The organism is Streptomyces brasiliensis (assembly GCF_014647875.1).
Lineage (GTDB): Bacteria > Actinomycetota > Actinomycetes > Streptomycetales > Streptomycetaceae > Streptomyces > Streptomyces brasiliensis.
The window spans coordinates 1-18,586 of record NZ_BMQA01000010.1 but is presented as its reverse complement, the minus strand read 5'-3'; the positions used below and the strand labels follow the sequence as shown (position 1 = coordinate 18,586).

The 18,586-nt window shown below is 71.5% G+C and carries 16 protein-coding genes and 2 pseudogenes; 12 read left to right on the top strand and 6 right to left on the bottom strand.

Features of this window, described 5'->3' with window-relative positions:
- Positions 1-9 precede the first annotated feature (9 nt).
- From IEZ19_RS17670 to IEZ19_RS17655, 4 genes are all read left to right on the top strand, one after another.
- Complete coding sequence (locus IEZ19_RS17670) at positions 10-630, top strand: helix-turn-helix domain-containing protein (protein ID WP_189312161.1); 621 nt, start codon at positions 10-12, stop codon at positions 628-630.
- Positions 627-1,886, top strand: a complete 1,260-nt coding sequence (locus IEZ19_RS17665) for an MFS transporter (protein WP_189312160.1) — start codon at positions 627-629, stop codon at positions 1,884-1,886. The genes IEZ19_RS17670 and IEZ19_RS17665 overlap by 4 nt, the downstream gene beginning before the upstream one ends.
- Positions 1,887-2,054: 168 nt before the next feature.
- Positions 2,055-3,032, top strand: coding sequence for an AraC-like ligand-binding domain-containing protein (locus IEZ19_RS17660; RefSeq protein WP_189312159.1), 978 nt, complete (start codon positions 2,055-2,057; stop codon positions 3,030-3,032).
- Positions 3,029-4,279 (top strand): MFS transporter, encoded by a 1,251-nt coding sequence (locus IEZ19_RS17655; protein WP_189312158.1) that lies wholly within the window; start codon positions 3,029-3,031, stop codon positions 4,277-4,279. Before IEZ19_RS17660 ends, IEZ19_RS17655 begins: the two co-directional genes overlap by 4 nt.
- A gap of 88 nt (positions 4,280-4,367) precedes the next feature.
- On the opposite strand, the gene IEZ19_RS17650 is transcribed toward IEZ19_RS17655, so the two are convergent.
- From IEZ19_RS17650 to IEZ19_RS17640, 3 genes are all read right to left on the bottom strand, one after another.
- Positions 4,368-7,229: a glycoside hydrolase family 2 TIM barrel-domain containing protein gene (locus IEZ19_RS17650; protein WP_189312157.1), complete on the bottom strand. Its 2,862-nt coding sequence runs from the start codon at positions 7,227-7,229 to the stop codon at positions 4,368-4,370.
- 54 nt (positions 7,230-7,283) lie between these two features.
- Positions 7,284-8,594, bottom strand: coding sequence for an ROK family protein (locus tag IEZ19_RS17645; RefSeq protein WP_229840433.1), 1,311 nt, complete (start codon positions 8,592-8,594; stop codon positions 7,284-7,286).
- Positions 8,595-8,738: 144 nt separating this feature from the next.
- Positions 8,739-9,983: an FAD-binding protein gene (locus IEZ19_RS17640; protein ID WP_189312156.1), complete on the bottom strand. Its 1,245-nt coding sequence runs from the start codon at positions 9,981-9,983 to the stop codon at positions 8,739-8,741.
- A gap of 108 nt (positions 9,984-10,091) precedes the next feature.
- Between IEZ19_RS17640 and IEZ19_RS50750 the strand changes: the two genes are divergently transcribed.
- On the top strand, positions 10,092-11,099 hold the full coding sequence (locus IEZ19_RS50750; RefSeq protein WP_229840431.1) for a hydroxyacid dehydrogenase: 1,008 nt from the start codon (positions 10,092-10,094) through the stop codon (positions 11,097-11,099).
- On the top strand, positions 11,096-12,157 hold the full coding sequence (locus IEZ19_RS50745; RefSeq protein ID WP_229840429.1) for a LacI family DNA-binding transcriptional regulator: 1,062 nt from the start codon (positions 11,096-11,098) through the stop codon (positions 12,155-12,157). The genes IEZ19_RS50750 and IEZ19_RS50745 overlap by 4 nt, the downstream gene beginning before the upstream one ends.
- Here IEZ19_RS50745 and IEZ19_RS17630 read toward each other — a convergent pair.
- Both IEZ19_RS17630 and IEZ19_RS17625 read right to left on the bottom strand, forming a co-directional pair.
- Positions 12,136-12,456, bottom strand: a complete 321-nt coding sequence (locus tag IEZ19_RS17630) for a hypothetical protein (RefSeq protein ID WP_189312155.1) — start codon at positions 12,454-12,456, stop codon at positions 12,136-12,138. The two genes, IEZ19_RS50745 and IEZ19_RS17630, sit on opposite strands and share 22 nt — an antisense overlap.
- 4 nt (positions 12,457-12,460) lie before the next feature.
- Positions 12,461-13,000, bottom strand: coding sequence for a TetR/AcrR family transcriptional regulator (locus tag IEZ19_RS17625; protein WP_189312154.1), 540 nt, complete (start codon positions 12,998-13,000; stop codon positions 12,461-12,463).
- Between the two features lie 159 nt (positions 13,001-13,159).
- On the opposite strand from IEZ19_RS17625, the gene IEZ19_RS17620 reads away from it, so the two are divergent.
- The 4 genes and pseudogenes from IEZ19_RS17620 to IEZ19_RS17605 all read left to right on the top strand — a co-directional run bounded on the left by IEZ19_RS17620 (position 13,160) and on the right by IEZ19_RS17605 (position 17,671).
- Positions 13,160-14,482: a radical SAM protein gene (locus IEZ19_RS17620; RefSeq protein WP_189312153.1), complete on the top strand. Its 1,323-nt coding sequence runs from the start codon at positions 13,160-13,162 to the stop codon at positions 14,480-14,482.
- Positions 14,483-14,816: 334 nt separating this feature from the next.
- On the top strand, positions 14,817-16,310 hold the full coding sequence (locus IEZ19_RS17615) for a cellulose-binding domain-containing protein (RefSeq protein ID WP_189312152.1): 1,494 nt from the start codon (positions 14,817-14,819) through the stop codon (positions 16,308-16,310).
- Between the two features lie 242 nt (positions 16,311-16,552).
- Positions 16,553-16,978: pseudogene (rsgA, locus tag IEZ19_RS17610) on the top strand (GTPase RsgA); the annotation flags it as partial.
- A 108-nt stretch (positions 16,979-17,086) separates the two neighbouring features.
- Positions 17,087-17,671: a recombinase family protein gene (locus IEZ19_RS17605; RefSeq protein ID WP_189312151.1), complete on the top strand. Its 585-nt coding sequence runs from the start codon at positions 17,087-17,089 to the stop codon at positions 17,669-17,671.
- Positions 17,672-17,888: 217 nt separating this feature from the next.
- Here IEZ19_RS17605 and IEZ19_RS50735 read toward each other — a convergent pair.
- Positions 17,889-18,026 (bottom strand): annotated as a pseudogene (locus tag IEZ19_RS50735) (SAM-dependent methyltransferase); the annotation flags it as partial.
- A 144-nt stretch (positions 18,027-18,170) separates the two neighbouring features.
- Between IEZ19_RS50735 and IEZ19_RS52595 the strand changes: the two are divergent.
- Entirely contained in the window at positions 18,171-18,299 is a 129-nt protein-coding gene (locus IEZ19_RS52595) for a hypothetical protein (RefSeq protein WP_268248639.1), read from the top strand.
- Between the two features lie 47 nt (positions 18,300-18,346).
- Positions 18,347-18,571, top strand: coding sequence for a hypothetical protein (locus IEZ19_RS17595; protein WP_189312150.1), 225 nt, complete (start codon positions 18,347-18,349; stop codon positions 18,569-18,571).
- The last annotated feature ends 15 nt before the right edge of the window (positions 18,572-18,586 follow it).

Sequence of the window (18,586 nt, the reverse complement as noted above, 5' to 3'; positions counted from 1 at the left end):
TCTCACGTCATGGCATGCGCATCCGTACCAGGAGCATCGGCAAATCGCTATGGCGATCTGGAGATAACCGACCCCAAGGCCATGCGGGCGCTGGCCCACCCCGTACGGCTCGCCGCCCTGGAGCGGCTTCAGCGGCACGGTCCCGCCACCGCCACTCAGCTGTCCCCGCACGTCGGTGCCACCCCGTCCGTGACCAGCTGGCATCTGCGGCACCTGGCCGGCTTCGGCCTGGTGCGGGACGCGGAGGGCTCGACGGACAGGCGGGAGCGGCGGTGGGAGGCGGTGGCGCGCGGCTTCCGCTTCGAGGTGCCGGAGGACGAGGACGGCCGGTCGGCCGCCCGGGTGCTGTCCGGGGAGATTTTCGCGCGCGCCGCCGAACTGCCGCTGCGCTGGCTGACCGAGACCGAGCCGGGGCTGGAGCCCGAATGGACCCGGCGTGCGGGCGCGGCCAACACCCGGATCGTGATCTCGGTGGAGGAACTGGCCGCGCTGCAGGACAAAGTGGAGGAACTCGTCGAGCCGTACGTCACCCGGGACGCGGCGGACAGGCCGGACGGAACCCGGGGCGTACGGCTGCTGATGTACGCACTGCCGGAAGCCGCCGAGGGCACCACGGACGCGGCGCAGTGACCCGCTCCCTCTGGCAGGACCGGCGCTTCGTACGGTTCTGGGCGGGCCAGACCGTCTCCCAGTTCGGCGACCGCATCACGGAACTGGCCCTGCCCCTCATCGCCGTGGGCGCGCTGCACGCGTCCGCCGGACAGGTCGCCGTACTGACCGCGCTCTCCTGGGCGCCGAACCTGCTCGCCCTGGTCCTCGGCGCGTGGGTGGACCGGCGGCCCGGCAAGCAGGGGCTGATGGTCGCCGCCGATCTGGTGCGTGCCGGGATACTGGTGTCGCTGCCGGTGGCCGCGCTGTTCGACATGGTGACGCTGGGTCAGGTGTACGTGGTGGCGCTGCTGACCGGGCTGGCGGGGGTGGTGTTCGGGAACGCGTACCAGTCGTTCTTCGCCCGGCTCGTGCCGCGTTCGTCGTACGTCGACGCCAACTCCAAGCTGAGCGCCAGTCGTTCGACCTCGTTCATCGCCGGGCCGGCGGTGGGCGGCGGGCTGGTCCAATTGCTCACCGCGCCGGTCGCCGTGGCCGTGGACGCCGTGTCGTTCGTGGTGTCGGCAGTGTTGGTGGGTCGTATCCGCGTCGACGAACCACGATCCGCGGCCGAGGACGTCCCCGCCGCCCCCTCGCTCCTGCGGAGCGCACGGGAAGGGCTCACCTTCATCGTCCGCCACCCGGTGCTGCGGGCGGGTCTGGCCTGCGCGGCCACCCTGAACTTCTTCACCTTCCTCATGGGCACCGGCCTGCTCGTGCTGTTCGCCGACCGGGAACTCGGCCTGTCCGCAGGCGTGATCGGGCTCGCGTTCGGCGCGGGCGCGACCGGTGGTCTCCTCGGCGCGGTGACGGCACCCCGGATATCCCGGCTGATCGGGATCGGCCGCAGCGTGGCGGTGGGCGCGGTGCTGTTCCCGGCGCCGTACGTGCTGGTGTGGGCCGCCGAGGGACCGTGGTGGGCGCGGGCCGGGGTGCTGGCGGGGGTCGAGTTCGTCTCCGCGTCAGGCGTGATGCTCTTCGACGTGAACCTCAACTCGCTGAACACATCGGTGGTTCCGGACGCCCTGCGCAGCCGCGTCGCCGGCGCCTACACCACCATGAACTACGGCATACGGCCCCTGGGCGCCCTGACCGGCGGCGCCCTCGCCACGGTCATCGGCCTGCGCCCGACCATCACGGTGGCCGCGGTGGGCGGCGCCCTGTCCCTGCTGTGGCTGCTGCCGTCGCCGGTGCCGGGCATCCGCGCGCTGGCGGGGGTCGGCCGGCCGGATCTGTGATGACGTGCCGGCCGACCTCGCTCCCCCGATGCCTCAGAGTACGTTCGCGGTGAGGCGCCAAGTCCCCCGATCCCGCCCGCTGTTTCTCCCTTCCGCGCCACGGAACCGCCGCATGCCACGTCGCGTCAACGGGGAGAGGCCCAAGTGAAGGAGGGGGAGGAGCTTTTCATGGGTGATGGTGCGTTACGCATCGAGCGGGCCGGAGCCGACGAGTTGCAGACCGCGGCCTCGTCGATCCTCGCCCCGCTCTCCGTGACGGCCCCGGACACGGCGGCCTTCCGCGCCGACATCGACGCGGCCGTGCTGGGACGGCTGGCCGTGGCCCGCATCCGCGGCTCCCAGCACCGGGTCACGCGCCCGCCCCGCGTGATCACGTCCACCGACCCCGAGGTGCTGACGCTGACCCTGCACAACGCGCGGCCCGCCGTCCTTGACCAGGGCGGACGTCAAGCCCGGGCAGGCCAGGGCGACTTCGTGGTCATCGACATGACACGGCCGTACCGGCTCGACGTGATGGACGGCTGCGACGTCATGGCCGTCGCCGTCCCGCGCGCGGAACCGGGCCGGCACGCCGACACCGTCGCCCGGCACGCGGCCGTGCGGCTGCCGGGCGACGCGGGGATCCCGGCGTCCCTGTCCGCGCTCCTGCTGGGCCTGGGCCCTCATCTCGAGGAACTGACCGGTCCGACGGCCCACCACGTGGGCGACGCGCTGGTGTCCCTGCTGCTCGCGGCGTTCACCGAGCGGGAGCCCTGCCGGACCGACACGGCCACGGAGTTGGTGGACCGCATCCGCTCGTACGCCCTCCTCGACATCTCCGACCCGTCCCTGTGCGGCGAGTCGGTCGCGCGGGCCCACGGCATCTCGCACCGCCACCTGCACCGTCTCTTCCACCGCACGGGCACCCCGTTCGCGACCTGGCTCCGCCAGGAACGACTGGCACGCATCCGCCGCGACCTGCTCGACCCCGCCTACCTCGGGCTCACCGTGGCGGGAGTTGCCGCCCGCTGGGGCTACGTCGATGCGGCCCACATGGCCCGCGCGCTCAAGCGGCAATACGGGCGGACGGCGCGCGACATGCGTCAGGAGTGCGTCAGGATGTCGAGATCGATGACCGGGACCTCCAGGCCGAGGGGACACGCGTGACGCGTGAGACGCGACGTGAGGGAGAGGAGGGCACGCCGGACGCGCCCGTGGCACGTCCCCTCTGGCGGCAGCGGAACTTCGGGATCTTCTGGGCCGCGCAGACCCTGTCCATCCTCGGGGACTCCTTCGCCCTGATCGCCCTGCCCCTGCTGGTACTCGAAGTCACGGGCTCGCTCGCCCGGATGGGGCTGCTGACCGCGGTGGGCGGAGCGGCCTCGGTGCTGGCGGCCGTGTTCGCCGGCACCGTGGTGGACCGGGTGGACCGGCGACGGCTGCTCATCGGCTGCGACCTGGTGCGGATGGTGCTGTACGGGCTGATTCCACTGGTGTGGCTGTTCGGCCCGCAGGTCTGGCTCCTGTACACGATCCTTCCCGTGTGCGAGGCCATCGGCATGCTGTTCGCCGTCGGCTACGTCACCGTCGTACGAGGACTGGTCGGCACCGACCGACTGACGGAGGCGAACGGCCGGTTGAACGCGACGGCAGCGGCGGCCGGGGTGCTGGGCCCGCTCGGCGCGGGCGTGGTGGCGGCCTGGTCGGGACCGGCGAACGCGGTCGCCGTGGACGCCGGAAGCTTCGGGGTGTCGGCGGCCTGCATGCTGTTCGTACGGCTGCGGGAACGTGCCGGGGACGACCGCCGCACCCGGGACACGAGCCTCCGGCGGGACCTGCGCACCGGCGTGTCCTTTCTCTACGGTCACCCCGTGCTGCGCGCGCTCACCGCCCTCCTCTTCGTGTTCAGCTTCCTCACCCTCGGCCTGACCGACCTGGTCATCTACCACGTCAAGCACGACCTCGGTCACGACGACGGCACGGTGGGCACCGTCCTGGCGGTGGGCGCGCTCGGCACCATCGCGGGCTCCCTCCTCGTCGCCCGCGTCCGTCGCCGCCTCGGCTTCGGGCCCACCTGGATCGGCTCGGTGACGGTGTGCGGTCTGGCCTTCGCGGGCCTGGGCTGGTTCCGGCCGATCCCGGCGGTGGCGGCCCTGAGCGCGGCCTACCTGGCCTGTGTCGGCATGGCCGGCACCTGCTCCATGTCCCTACGGCAGGAAGTCACCCCGGAACACCTCCTCGGCCGGGTGACCTCCTCCTTCTGGACCCTCCAGTACGCGGCGGCCCCGATCGGCGCGGCCACCCTCACCTGGGCTGCGGAGCACCGGGGGACGACCCCGGTGGCGCTGGTCGCCGGCGGCTGTTGCGTGCTGATCGCGACGGCGGCACTGGGGACGGCGATCCGGCGATCGTGACAGGGCCGGGCCCGGGATCAGCATTTCTCCCCAAGGACGCGCCGCTGTCGCGTGGGGCTGGTCGCCGGGCCCGACTGAGCCGGCGCGGTCAGTCCGCCACCGAGAACACGAAGGAGAACTCGGCCGGTCCGGCGTTCAGGTGGTACTGCGGCAGCGGGCCCGGCCCGCAGGACTGGGAGCCGATGCCGTGCTGGCCGTGGTCGAGGTTGACCCACACCGTGTCGCCCGGCACCAGGTCCGTGCGGTGGGCGGCGGCGTCCAGGTGCTCGGTCGTCCAGCGCCGGGCCGTGAACCAGAACTCCGGATCGCCCTCGACGCGCAGCCCGCCCAGCTCCGCCCAGCGGACGTCGGCACGGGCGCCGTTCTCCTGCGGACGTACGTACGGGGTCTGCAGGTCGTCGACCGTGGACTCCCAACGGCACAGCAGCGACGCCGACTTGGTGTCCGGGTAGCCCTCGCCCGGACCGCCGCCGAACCAGCGCACCCGGTCCGCCTCCGTGAGCCCGAAGCGGATGCCGAGCCGGGGCAGCGGCACCGGCCAGTCGCCCTCGGGGGACACGGACACCGTGAGCCGCAACCGGGTGCCGTCGGAGCTCCAGCGGTACCTCGTGGTCAGGGCCAGGTCACGGGCGGCCGGTGCCACGCGCGTGCGTACCGTCAGCGCGTCGTCCGTGAGGTCCACCGCGTCGAGGCGGTGGTGTATGCGGTGCAGGCCGAGCTTGCGCCACACCAGGCCGTGCCGGACGTCCGGCTGCCAGGGCGCGCCGTCGTCGTTGTCGGTCGTCGCCCGCCACACGTCGAGGCGCAGCCCGGTCACGGCCACCCCGCCGATCGTGCGCAGCGCGCCGGTGCGGGCGTCGAAGGTGGCCGGTCCGAGGGTGATCAGCCGCTCGCCGGGCACGGGGGCGGCGGACTGGGTGACCGACGGCAACTGACGTGCCGCGACCGGGAACTGACCCCAGGCGACCACATGGTCCTTCGGCGCCCATGCGGTGTCGGCGGCGAGCAGCGCCCGTACCGTCCACTGGGTCTCGGCGCCATCGGGCACGTCCGCCGGCGGCTCGGGCAGCTTCACCTCCGCCGACTCGCCGGGTGCCAGGGCCGGCACCGGCAGCGGGCCCGAGGCGATCGTCGCGCCGTCCGCCTGGTACGACCACTCGAAGGCGAACGCCGAAAGGTCCGCGAAGTCATGCCGGTTGGTGACCCGGACCGTCGTCGCGCCCTCGCCCGCGAACCGGATCGGCTCGATCACCTTCTTGTACTCGACCAGTCCCGGCGACGGCCGCCGGTCCGGGAACAGCAGTCCGTCGCACACGAAGTTGCCGTCGTGCAGTTCCTCTCCGAAGTCGCCGCCGTACGCGAAGCCGTACCGCTCGTCCTTGATGCCGTGGTCGATCCACTCCCAGACGAACCCGCCCTGGAGCCGGTCGTACGACTCGAAGATCCGCTGGTAGTCGGACAGTCCGCCGGGGCCGTTGCCCATGGCGTGCCCGTACTCGCAGAGGATGAAAGGGAGTTGGCGACGCTTGAGGGTGCCGCCGTCCAGGCCCCGGCCGATCCGCTCGACCTCGCCGTGCCGGGTGTACATCCGTGAGTACATGTCCGTGTCGCGGCAGGTGAGGTCGCCCTCGTAGTGCAGCAGCCGGGAGGAGTCGCGGGCGCGGATCCACTCGGCCATCGCCGTCAGGCCCCGGCCGGTGCCCGCCTCGTTGCCCAGCGACCAGACCACGACCGACGGGTGGTTCTTGTCGCGTTCGACCATGCGGGCGGCGCGGTCGAGGAGGGCCGGGGTCCAGCGGTCGTCGTCGACGGGGTTGTCCCGCCACGCCTGTTCGGTGAAGCCGTGGGTCTCCAGATCGCACTCGTCGATCACCCACAGGCCCAGCTCGTCGCACAGGGCGAGGAAGGCCGGGTGCGGCGGATAGTGGGAGGTGCGGACGGCGTTGAGGTTGTGCCGCTTCATCAGCAGGACGTCCTCGCGCATGGTCTCCAGATCGAGCGCGCGGCCCGTCTCGGGGTGCCATTCGTGCCGGTTGACGCCCTTGAACAGGACCGGCCTGCCGTTCACCCTGATCAGGCCGTCGGAAAGCTCCACCGTACGGAACCCGATGCGCAGCGGGACGCGTTCGCCCTCGGTGGTGAGCACGCCGTCGTACAGCACCGGTGTCTCCGCGGTCCACGGCCGGACCGGGACTGTCACCGGTTCGCCGGTGGCGGCATCGATGTCGAGCGCGCTCACGGTCACCCGGCCCTCGACGTCCGAGTCGACGCGCAGGGTGCCCTTGCCGGTGACGTGGTCGTAGGAGGCGCGCACGAAGAAGTCCGCGACGCAGCCGGCCGGGCGGTGCAGCAGGGTGACGTCACGGAAGATGCCCGGCAGCCACCACTGGTCCTGGTCCTCCAGGTACGAGCCGGCCGACCACTGGTGGACGCGGACCGCCAGGACGTTGCCGGCGGGCTTCAGCAGATGTCCGACCGCGAACTCGTGCGGCAGCCGGGAGCCCTTGAACTCGCCGATGTCCGTGCCGTTCAGCCAGACGCGGGCACAGGACTCGACGCCGTCGAAGCGCAGGACCGCTCCGCCGTCCGACGGCCAGTCGTGCGGCAGGTCGAAGACGCGCAGATGGTCTCCGGTCGGGTTCTCGGTCGGGACGCGGGGCGGGTCGACCGGGAAGGGGTAGAGGTGGTTCGTGTAGATGGGGGAGCCGTGCCCCTGGAGGACCCAGTGGCCCGGCACCGCGATGCGGTCCCAGTCGCCGGCGTCGTACCCCGGCTCGGCGAACGCGTCGTCCTCGGTGTCCGCCGTCGGGGACAGGCGGAAACTCCAGCTTCCGTTCAGGGAAAGACACTTTGCGTCGGAGGAGGCGTACCAGGCCCGGGGCGGCAGCGCCCCGGAGCCCGGTGAGACGTTCTCGATGTAGTCGACGGCCGTGGGGGTACGGAAAGACATGGACGTCCTCGTCTCGAGTGCGGCTGGGGTGCGGTGCGGGACGTTAACCTTCGGCTAATACTTCGGCAAGGGGTTGGACGAAGAGCCGATCTGGAGCGCCGCACCAGGTTCGGTAACCCGAACGGCCCGGCGGTGGAGGTCAGTTGCGGCGGCGCGTTTGGTGGTGCCGGCGCGTCGGCCGCCCGACTGGAGCGCGCCCTCCAGCGCGAACGTCGCCGCGCCCAGGCACACCGGGTCGGTGGGGATCGGGGACAGGACGATCTCTGTGGCGGCCAGCGGCCGGCGCAGCGCGTGCCGGGCGACGGCCGCGCGTACCGCGGTCAGGAGCGGCTCGCCGAGCCGGACGGCGACCCAGCTGCTCAGTACGACAACCTCCGGGTTCAGGAGGTTGATCAGATCGCTGATGCCCGCGGCCAGACAACGGGCCGTGTCCCGCACCACCTCGACGGCCACGGGGTCCTGCTCCGCGACCCCGCGGGCCAGCGCCGCGATGGTCGCCGTCTGGTCCTGCGGGTGCAACAGCGGACTCTGCGGGCTGAGTTCGCGCAGGTTCTGCATGATGCCGGGCGCCCCGACGTACGTCTCCACGCAGCCGTGGTTGCCGCAGTGGCACAGCCGCCCGTCCAGCACGAGCGTGGTGTGGCCCCACTCGCCGGCACTGTTGCTCACGCCCCGGTGCAGCCCCCCGCCCAGCACCAGCCCGGCACCGACCCCCGTACCGAGGTTGATCACCACGGCGTCCCCGCGTCCGCGCGCCGCCCCGAACCACAGCTCGGCCACCGCGCAGGCGTGCAGCGGATTGTCCAAGTACAGGGGATACGCGATGTGTTCGGCGAGCAGATCGAGCAAGGGCACGTCGTGCCAGTCCCAGTTGGGCGCGTACTCGCAGACACCGGTGTCCCGGTCCGCCTGCCCCGGCACACTCACCCCGACGCCGAGCACCCGGTCCGCCTCGACCCCGGCCTGCGCGACCACCGAGCCGACGGCCGCGGCGACATGCCCGACCACCTGCTCGGGGCGGCTCTCCCCGGGGCGTATGTCCTCCTCGGCCCGCGCCAGCACGGTGAGCGCCAGGTCGAACAGCTCGACATGGACGTACGTCTCCGCGATGTCGACGCCGATCAGTGCGCCCCCGGAGGCATGGACGGCGACCAGCCCGCGCGGCCGGCCGCCCGCCGAGTCCTCGAAGCCGACCTCCGTGATCATCCGCAGGCCGAGCAGCTCGCCGACGAGCGTGGCGACCGTGGCCAGGCTCAGCCCGGTGGCGGCGGCCAGCTCCTGGCGGGACGTGGGCGACGCGGCGATGATCTGGCGCAGCACCTCGTAGCGGTTCGCAGTACGGATGTCACGTGACGTGCGCTTCACGGCGGGGCCCCTCCCTGCTCTCGCGCCGGGCCGCGGCGACGTCGGCTCCGGCGCGGCGCAACGCTACGGGCGGGGAAGGGCTTTCGACAAGGCCTTCGGAAAGGGGCTTGGTAAAGGGGATTTATGAAGTCCGGGCCTGTGATGTCAGGCGCCGAGCGCGTCCCGGACGAAAGTGTTCGCGAACGTGCCGTTCGGGTCCAGCTCCCGGGCCAACGCCAGGAAGTCCCCGAGCCGCTCGTACCGCCCCCGCAGCACCTGCGCCGGCACCGTGAACACCTTGCCCCAGTGCGGACGCGGATCGAAGGCGTCCAGCGCCTCCTCGAGCCTCCCCACCACCGGACGTACGGCGGCCAGGTCGTCGACCCACGTGAAGTGCAGCGCCACCGAGTCGCGGTCGTGAGCCGGGCTGAGCCACTGCGGATCGGCGGCGATCGTGCGCACCTCACAGGTCTGCAGGACCGGGGCGACCGTCTCCCGGATCGCGTCGACCGCGTGCAGGGCCTCGACGGCGGACGCGCGCGGCAGCAGATACTCGGACTGCAGCTCGTCGCCACTGCTCGGCGTGAACTCGGCACGGAAGTGCGGCAGCCGCTCGTGCCAGGGACCGGGCACCCCGAACTGCTGGGTGCAGTTGCCCGCGGGCATGCCGGGCACCGGGTGCATCGCCTCCTTCGCGGGCGCGGCCCACGGGAAGTCCACCGGCGCCTGGTCGGTGCGCCGCTTCAGCCACACCTGCCTGAAGCCCGGCTCCCGCCAGTCGGTGAACAGGCTCACGCTGTACGCCGACGCCGCGACCGTCTCGAAGTCGAGCCCGTCGAGCGGGAGTTCGGTGAAGACGTACTGCTCGACCTCGTACGCCGACTCCAGGTCGAGGGTGAGCGCGGTGACCACGCCGAGCGCGCCCAGGGAGGTCACGGCGCCGTCGAAGCGGGCGTCGCCGCGGGCGATCGTCACCGTCGAGCCGTCCGCGGTCACCAGTTCCACCTCGCGCACCGGCGCGGCGAGCGAGCCGTTGCGGACGCCCGAGCCGTGCGTGCCGGTCGCCACCGAGCCCGCCACGGAGATGTGCGGCAGGGACGCCATGTTGGGCAGGGCGAGGCCGTGCGCGTGGACCGCGCGGGCCAGCTCCGCGTACCGGAGGCCGCCCGAGACCCGTACCGTACGGGCCGTGGTGTCCACGTCCAGCACCGGCGGCAGGTCGGCGATCGACACCAGCACGCCGTCGACACCCGGGTCCGCGATCTCGTTGAACGAGTGGCCGCTGCCCAGCACCCGCACCCGCGAGCTTCCGGCCACCAGCGTCCGCAGGGCGTCCAGTGCACGGGGGCGGTGGAGTTCCTTGGCCGTATAGGTGATGTTGCGCGCCCAGTTGGTGACCGTCTCCGTCATCCCTGCCGTCCTCCCGGTGAATGCCCCGTGCATTGACCCTCTCATGGGCGCCACCTAGCGTAGAGACCGGTTGCTGCCCGCGCGTCACCGAGCCGGAGGGCCACGTCCTTGCCCGAGCGTCCACAGGCACTGTTCGCCATGACAGACCGCAACATTCCACATATTTTTCCCCCGGATGCACTCGCGCGGCTGAGGCGGTCCGTAGAAATCGATCCCACTCTGGTGGCCGAGGACTTCACCGCACCACGAGTACGGGAGGCGCTCGCCCGCACCGAGATCCTGATCACCGGCTGGGGCTGCCCCCGCCTCGACGCCACCGCCCTGGACGCGGCGCCGAAGCTGCGCGCGGTGCTGCACGCGGCCGGTTCCGTGAAGGGCTTCACCTCCGCCGAGGTCTGGCAGCGCGGCATCGTGGTCTCCTCGGCCGCGGCCGCCAACGCGCTGCCCGTCGCCGAGTACACCCTCGGGATGATCCTGCTCGCCGGGAAGGACGTGTTCGCCGTCCGCGACCGCCTCCGCACCGACCGTGCCTTCCCCTACGGCGAGATCGTCCCCGGCATCGGCAACCACGGCCGCCGCGTCGGCGTCGTCGGCGCCTCCCGCATCGGCCGCCGCCTGATCGAGCTGCTGCGCCCCTTCGACCTGCGTGTCGGCCTGGCCGACCCGTACGTCGACGAGGCCGAGGCCGTCCGGCTCGGCGTACCGTTGCTGCCGCTGGACGACCTGCTGCGCACCAGCGACATCGTCACCCTGCACGCCCCCGACACCCCCGAGACCCGGCACCTCGTCGGCGCCCGCGAGCTGGCCCTGATGCCCAGCGGAGCGGTGCTGATCAACACCGCGCGCGGTGCCCTGCTCGACCACGACGCCCTGATCGCGGAACTGCGCACCGGTCGCCTGAGTGCCGTACTGGACGTCACCGATCCCGAACCCCTTCCCGCCGACTCGCCCCTCTTCGGCCTGCCGGGAGCCTTCCTCACCCCGCACCTCGCGGGCTCCCAGGGGAACGAGGTGGCGCGGCTCGGCCTCACCGTCGTGGAAGAGGCCGAACGGCTGGTCTCCGGGCGCGCGTTGGCGCACACAGTCGACCACGCCGCGCTGGAGAGGACGGCGTGAGCGGCCGGGACGCCACGACCGTGCGGGACGTCGCCGCGCGGGCCGGCGTCTCCGCGTCGACCGTCTCCCGGGTCCTCGGCGGCACGTATCCGGTGGCCCCGGCGACCCGCGCACGCGTGCTCGCCGCGATCCGTGACCTCGACTACGTCGTCAACGCGCACGCCCGCGCCCTGGGCGGCGCCACCACCAAGACGGTCGCCGTCGTGGTAGACGACGTCACCAGCCCCTTCTACGCGCACATCGCCCGCGGAGTGGAGGAGGCTGCCTCGGCGGCGGGCAGGCTCTGCCTGCTGTGCACCACGCACGGCGACCCGCGGCGCATCGTCGCCGTCGTCGACACCATGCGCGAGCAGCGGGCCGATGCGGTGATCGTGGTGGGCGGCGCCTGGCAGGACCCGGACTACCGGGACCGTATGACGCACTTCGCGCACGCCCTCGACCGCGCGGGCTCCCGCCTCGTCCTGGTCGGCCGCCCACCGCTGGGTCCGGGCGTGCCCGCGGGGGTGGTCGAGTACGACAACGAGGGTGGCGCGTTCGCCCTGACCTCGCATCTGCTGTCGGCCGGGCACCGGCGCATCGCGTATCTCGGCCGGGTCGCGGGACTGTCCACCAGTGCGGAACGCGTCCGCGGCTTCGACCGGGCGCACGCGCTTCTCGACCTGACTCCGGACGCCGGCCTGATCGTCGACGGCGCGTTCACGCGCGCGTCCGGATACCGGGCCACCCGGGAACTCCTCGCTGCCGGGCGGGAGTTCACCGCCGTCCAGGGGGCGACGGATCTGGTCGCCGCCGGTGCGGTGCAGGCGCTGCGCGAGGCGGGCCGCCGTGTCCCGCACGACGTGGCGGTGGCCGGGTACGACGACATACCGCCGGCGCTCGACGTCCACCCCGCGCTCACCACCGTGCACGTACCGCAGGAGGAGCTGGGCCGCGCCGCGGTGCGCCTCGCCCTGCAGCGAGCCGAACCGCCCGACGGGCGGCACATCGTCCTGGGCACGCACGTGATGCTGAGGGGCTCGACGAAAGCGCCCTCGCCTCAGCCGGACGACGCGGACTGAGCCTTCCGCGCCCGTTTCCACGGGTCGGCCCGCCACAGGCGAGCGTGGATCAGGCCGACGGACAGGACGCCCAGGGCCGCCGCCGTGTACGCGGGCAGCGGATGCGCCGCCGTGTGCGCGTAGTGCCAGCAGACGGCCCCGACGACGAGCATCACCCAGCCGCACACGACGTCGGCCGACGCCGAGGGGCGGAACGGACCGGGGCTCGTGCTGTCGCCGGTGCTGCCCGCCGTGTAGTACGGCAGACCGTTCCCGGCCCAGAACCCGGCCGCGGAGGCCAGGAGCAGGGTGGCCGGCATGCTCTCAACTCCTCGAGGACGCGGGGGTGCCGAGCCCGTCGACGACCAGGTCGACCAGGCGGCGCAGGCGGCGGTGGAGGGTCTTGGGCGAGCCCTCGGACCGGGCGACGCCGACCGTCGAGGCGAGCAGGAGGGCGGCCGTCTCACGGGGTTCGGGCGTGCCCGTGAGCAGGTCCGCGGTGATCTCTGTGAGCCGGCTCTCCGCCGAGCCCAGCTCCATCGCCGCCGCCTCGGCCACCAGCTCCTGGACGAAACGCGCCTCGGCGATCCCGGCCGTCGTGTCGAGCTTCACCGCCAGCACGCCGTACACCCGGTCGGCGACCGTGCCCTCCGCCCGCGCGGCGTCGAGCGCCGCCCGCGTCACCCGCTCGGTCACCAGGTCGGCGACGGCGGCGAACACGTCCCTCTTGTTGCGGAAGTACTGGTACAGCGCGGGCCGGGAGACTCCGGCGGCCTGGGCGACCAGGTCCATCGACGTCCGCCGGAAACCGTGGCGGCTGAAGACCCCGACCGCCGCCGTCACGATGTCGTCCCGTTTGCTCATGCCGATGTGCCTCGTTCACCCAGATTTATGCTGACGATCCTGACGAAAAATGTCAGACACGTCAATGCCTTCGGGGCACACGAGGGACCCGGCACGTCCGGCGCGCGGGCGGGGGCATACCGTGAGGAGTCGAACGCCTGAGCCGGGAGGAGACACGGGATGGGCAGCCGTACCGCGCTGGTCGAGGATCTGATGGAGCGGTTCCCGCACGTACCGCGGGAAGCCGTCTTCAAGGAGGACCTGCTCCGGGGCGGCGTGGCCTTCGACGCGTCCGCCCTGTCCGACAACGAGGGTGGCGAGGTCAAGCCGAAGTCGTACTTCATCTTCTCGTTCGACCACGGCACCCTGCCGGAGCTGGGCGAGGCCGCGCTGCGGCGGCCCCCGGAGGAGATCATCCTCACGGGCGGGCCGTACGACCTGCGCCGCACCGTCGTGTCGGTCCGCGTGAACCCCGCCTCGCCGTACCGGGTCGCCGCCGACGACGAGGGGCTGCTCGGTCTCTACCTCGACGGCAGGCGGATCGCCGACGTGGGTGTGCCGCCGATGCCGGAGTACTACCGGCACAAGCTCTCCAACGGGAAGTCCGTGATGGAGGTCGCCCCGACCATCCAGTGGGGCTACCTGATCTACCTCACCGTCTTCCGGGTCTGTCAGTACTTCGGCGCCAAGGAGGAGTGCCAGTACTGCGACATCAACCACAACTGGCGCCAGCACAAGGCGGCCGGGCGGCCCTACACCGGGGTCAAGGACGTCGAGGAGGTGCTCGAGGCCCTCGAGATCATCGACCGGTACGACACGGCCAGGGCCTCCACCGCCTACACCCTCACCGGCGGCGCGATCACCAAGACGGTCGGGGGGCGCGACGAGGCCGACTTCTACGGCCACTACGCCAGGGCCATCGAGGAGCGCTTCCCCGGCCGGTGGATCGGCAAGGTGGTGGCGCAGGCGCTGCCGCGCGACGACGTACAGCGCTTCAAGGACTACGGCGTGCAGATCTACCACCCCAACTTCGAGGTGTGGGACCGGCGCCTGTTCGAGCTGTACTGCCCCGGCAAGGAACGCTACGTCGGCCGCGACGAGTGGCACAAGCGCATCCTGGACTCGGCCGAGATCTTCGGCGCGCGCAACGTCATCCCCAATTTCGTGGCCGGCGTCGAGATGGCGGAGCCCTTCGGCTTCACGACGGTCGACGAGGCGATCGCGTCCACGACCGAGGGCCTGCGCTTCTTCATGTCCCACGGCATCACGCCCCGCTTCACCACCTGGTGCCCCGAGCCGACGACTCCGCTCGGCAAGGCCAACCCGCAGGGTGCGCCGCTTGAGTACCACATCCGGCTGCTCGAGGCGTACCGCGCCACGATGGACGACTTCGGCCTCTCCTCGCCCCCCGGCTACGGCCCGCCCGGTCCCGGTCGCGCGGTCTTCTCCGTCAGCTCCTTCATGGACAGCCTGCCGGCGGCCGAGGAGTCGGCGCGCGTGTGAGCCGTCCCGGGCACCGGGAGTTCGGAGAGAACGAGGAGTTCGAGGAGTTGGGGGAGAAACGGGGAAAGCCGGGAGAACGAGGGGATTCAGGAGGACACTGAGTCGGAACGCGGTGGCGGTCCGTACAGGAGAGCGGAGTTGCCGTGAGGGTGGAGCTGTGCGCACCCGGGCCTCGACTCGGTGCAACCGGTCGTTCGACTGTCCGTAACCGGATGTGAACAGACCGCTTGTCGGTTGCGTCGAAGACGTGAAAGGCTCGGGCCCTGCCGCGAGGTTCCCCCCAACTCCATCGCCAATATGGTGAGTTGACCTCGCTCGTGGATGCAGGAGTCCGATGTCCGACCTGCCGACCCCCCAGGACGCCGCCGAGGCCGCACTGTTCTCCGAGTGCTGGGACGCGGTGCTCTCCTACGCCGACCTGTGCACGTCCGGGTCCCAGGCGGCGAACCAACTGGCCACGGAGGCCTTCACGCTGGGCATGCGCGAGGTGCGGGCGGCGGAGTCCTCGGTCGTACGGGGCACCGGGCGACGTACGCCCCGGCTGCCCATGATCCCCCTCCTGCTGACGGCCGTACGCACCACGGCCGCCGGTTGGGACGCCGGCGGCGTCGGACACCGGCTCGACCCCGGCCTCAGACTGTGGCTCAACTCCGGGAAGGCCGCGCGCTACACCGGCCCGCCACTGCAACGCCCGGTCGCGCTACGCGGGTTGAGGGACCTGCAGGAGGCGGACGCCACGCTGCTGTGGCTGACCGAGGTCGAGGCGCTGCCGCTGTCCGCCGTCGCCCGCCGCCTGGGCCTCGACCCGGGCGTAGCCGCACAGGAAGTCGACCAGGTCCGCGCCCTGTTACGGGACCGCTGCCGTCGCGCGCATCTCGACAGCCCGATGGACGCGGAGTGCCGCAGCTACGCCCGGCTCCTCGACGCGGTCACCCGCTCGACCGCGGCCGACACACCCGACGACCTCTCCCGGCACCTCGCCACCTGCGTACGGTGCGCCGATGCCGCGGCCTGTCTGCGGCTGCACGGCGGCGGACTGCCCGCGGCCCTGGCGGGCGGCGTGCTCGGCTGGGGCGGCCTCGCCTACCTCGAACGCCGGCGCCGCGCGGCCGAGGTCCGCCTGGGCGCCAGCCCCGACACGACGGCCGATCCGGAAGACACCGGAGACCCGAAGGACGGCAGGACCGGCAGGCACCGCGTCCTGCGCAACGGACTGCTCGCCACGGCCGTCCTGCTCTCGGTGGTGGCGCTCGGGGTGTCGATGATGCCGTTCGGCGACTCCGGCGAGAACGGCACGGCGGCCCATGAGGAAGGCCAACCGGTGGCCGACCCGACCCTGCCCCTCCCCGCAGCGACCCCGCCGCCGCCGTCGTCGTCCGCCCCCACTTCCCACCCGACGCCCAAAGGCACGACGACCAAGGAGGACCGGAAGAACCCGGACCCGGAACCCCAGGGCTCGTCCTCGTCCACTCCGGACGACGCGGCACCGCCCCCCACCACGACCGCCCCCGCCCCCACCTGCCGGGTCGAGTACGGCGTGGACGACGAATGGTCCGAAGGTTTCCAGGCCACGGTCACCGTCCACACCACCGAGCCCCTCTCCGACTGGCACGTCGGCTGGTCCTTCCGGGACGGCCAGCAGGTCGGCCAGATGTGGGACGCCACCGCCACCCAGACGGGCACCCGCGTCACGGCCACCGCAGCCGACTACAACAAGTCGGTCCCCGAGAACGGCACCCTCACCTTCGGCTTCCTCGCCTCCCGGCACGACAGGAACTCGACGCCGTACGCCTTCACACTGAACGACGAGACCTGCGCGGCCGCGTGACCGCCCGCCGAAAACGCGTTGACGGGGTGCGCCGGGCGAGGGATACAGTTGCGGTCTCAGGCCGAGGGGCGTGAGACCGCACGAGTGCGTACGAGGAGGTGTCGACCGATGACTGTCGCCGAGCTGGGCGCTGCCCGCATTCAGGAGTTCATCAAGTCCACCTCCGTGGCGGCTGACGACCTCTCAGCTCGCCGCGCCTGTTCGCGTGCGACCGCCGGGGCCACCCTTGTGAAGGGTCTCCCTTGACTTCCAGCTCCGTCTTCTCCACTCTCGCTCCCTACGGCTGGGACGAGGCATGGGCGGACGCGTTCGCCCCGTACGACACCGAAGGGCTGCTGCCCGGGCGGGTGATCCGGGTCGACCGCGGCCAGTGCGACGTCGTCACCGCCGGCGGCGTCCTGCGGGCCGACACCGCGTTCGTCACCCCGCACGATCCGATGCGTGTCGTGTGCACCGGCGACTGGGTCGCCGTCGAGCCCGGCGGCACCCCGCGCTACGTACGGGCGTATCTGCCGCGCCGTACCGCCTTCGTACGCTCCACCTCCTCCAAGCGGTCCGAGGGGCAGATCCTCGCCGCCAACGTCGACCACGCGATCGTCGCCGTGTCCCTGGCCGTCGAACTCGACCTCGGCCGTGTCGAACGGTTCCTGGCGCTGGCCTGGGAGTCCGCCATGTAATGCACACCTGCCCTCACCTGCACAGATACCGGTTTGGACCGGCCGGATCCGTCAGGTAGGAGGGCCTTATGGCAAGGCGTGTGGCAGAAGAGTTCCGGGATGCCCGTCCCGACGAGTTGGTGGGGAAGGGGCCGGCGGATCTGGCGGATCTCTACCTTCGGCGGAGCAAGAAGAACCCTCGACACCCTCAAGCAGCATGCCCGTGAACTGCGCAGGGAGATCGAACGGCAGGGCCTGACCGTCCGCAAAGTTTGGCTCGAGCAGCGGAGCGCCTCGAAGCAGCACATACGACGGGAGAAGCTCGAGGGAGCGATGGCTGACGTCATCGCCGGCGAGGTCAAGACGCTGGCGGTCTGGAAGACCGATCGCTTCGACCGCCGGGGCATGGCTGCCGTAGGGGCCGCCCTCGACGAATTCGACCGTCGGAAGGCGCGGCTCTACGTCCTTCAGGAGGGCTTGGACTCCAGCCAGCCCGGCTCCCGTATCGTCTTTGCGATCCTCGCTGAGCGAGCGCGCGAGGAGATCAAGGATCTCACCCTCCGTGTCACTACGGGCAAGGCCGCAGGCTGCGGTCAGATCAAGTCCGGCGCCCCGGCTCGCGGCGAGCGAGTCGCCAAGTACAACAGGCTGATCGAGATCGCCGAGGCGGACGCCTCACTTTCCTTCGGCCTCACCACCGGCTGAGCGGCAGGGAGGCAAGCCCCTCACAGGCCGACCGGCGGACCACCGGTCAGCTCTTACGGCCACGCGGGACCGCGAAGTCGCCAACACGGCGTTGCCCGGCGTCAGTTCCTTCCAGGCTCGGGGCAACGTGAGTACGGCGATCGCGGAGGTGGGGAACTTCTCGCTCGCCTGGGCGAGTTGCTGGTCCGTTTCCGCGTCACCGGCCAGGGCGAGCACCAGCACGCACGAGCTCGGCGAAGGTGCCGATCATGTTCCGCGCGAACGGCTGCGTCTCCAACCGATTGGCAAACATCGACGCATACAGCTCGACGACCCCGTCGTAGGCCGCCCTGGTCTCATCCTGGTGTCTTAACACGGGAAGGAAACCTAACACCCGTGCCGTTCGCCGCCGTTCTCCGGCCCCGTACCGACCCTTCGCTGCGGCGGCCAACTCTCCGCGGACAAGGGTGCGTTCGCGTAAGTCATGATGTGGTCGAGGCTGTACGTGACGCGTGGTGCCGTGAGGAGCACCGCGCTGGGCGCAGTGCTACTCGTCCGCGCCGATGCACACGGCACCAACGGCGACCTCGACCTCGCTGGAGCATTGACCATCCACGACGAACCCGAACCCGAACCCGAACCCGGCTAGTACTCCAGGGCTAGATCTTGATCATGGGGTGATGGGAGGCTACGACTGTGGCCACGACACAGCCCCATGATCCAGACCGCTCGTCAAAAGCCGTCGGCCCGGCCGATTTAGCCGTCTGGGACCGCGAGTTCACCGCGCTGGGCGAGCGGATAACCCCGCTATTCTACCGCCCAGAATCCCAAGAGCACGCCGTTCAGTACCTGCGCGGGCTCCTCTCCCCGTTGCAGCGCAAGAACGGCTGGACCATCGCCGTGCGACACGAGGTCGCTTGAGTTGAGTGGGACTCA

Bases quoted from the DNA above. Each gene is read 5' to 3' on its own strand.
- IEZ19_RS17670 (WP_189312161.1), top strand. From the start codon at position 10: ATGGCATGCGCATCCGTACCAGGAGCATCGGCAAATCGCTATGGCGAT.
- IEZ19_RS17660 (WP_189312159.1), top strand. From the start codon at position 2,055: ATGGGTGATGGTGCGTTACGCATCGAGCGGGCCGGAGCCGACGAGTTG.
- IEZ19_RS17650 (WP_189312157.1), bottom strand. From the start codon at position 7,229: ATGTCTTTCCGTACCCCCACGGCCGTCGACTACATCGAGAACGTCTCA.
- IEZ19_RS17640 (WP_189312156.1), bottom strand. From the start codon at position 9,983: ATGACGGAGACGGTCACCAACTGGGCGCGCAACATCACCTATACGGCC.
- IEZ19_RS17630 (WP_189312155.1), bottom strand. From the start codon at position 12,456: ATGCCGGCCACCCTGCTCCTGGCCTCCGCGGCCGGGTTCTGGGCCGGG.
- IEZ19_RS17625 (WP_189312154.1), bottom strand. From the start codon at position 13,000: ATGAGCAAACGGGACGACATCGTGACGGCGGCGGTCGGGGTCTTCAGC.
- IEZ19_RS17620 (WP_189312153.1), top strand. From the start codon at position 13,160: ATGGGCAGCCGTACCGCGCTGGTCGAGGATCTGATGGAGCGGTTCCCG.
- IEZ19_RS17615 (WP_189312152.1), top strand. From the start codon at position 14,817: ATGTCCGACCTGCCGACCCCCCAGGACGCCGCCGAGGCCGCACTGTTC.
- IEZ19_RS17605 (WP_189312151.1), top strand. From the start codon at position 17,087: ATGCCCGTCCCGACGAGTTGGTGGGGAAGGGGCCGGCGGATCTGGCGG.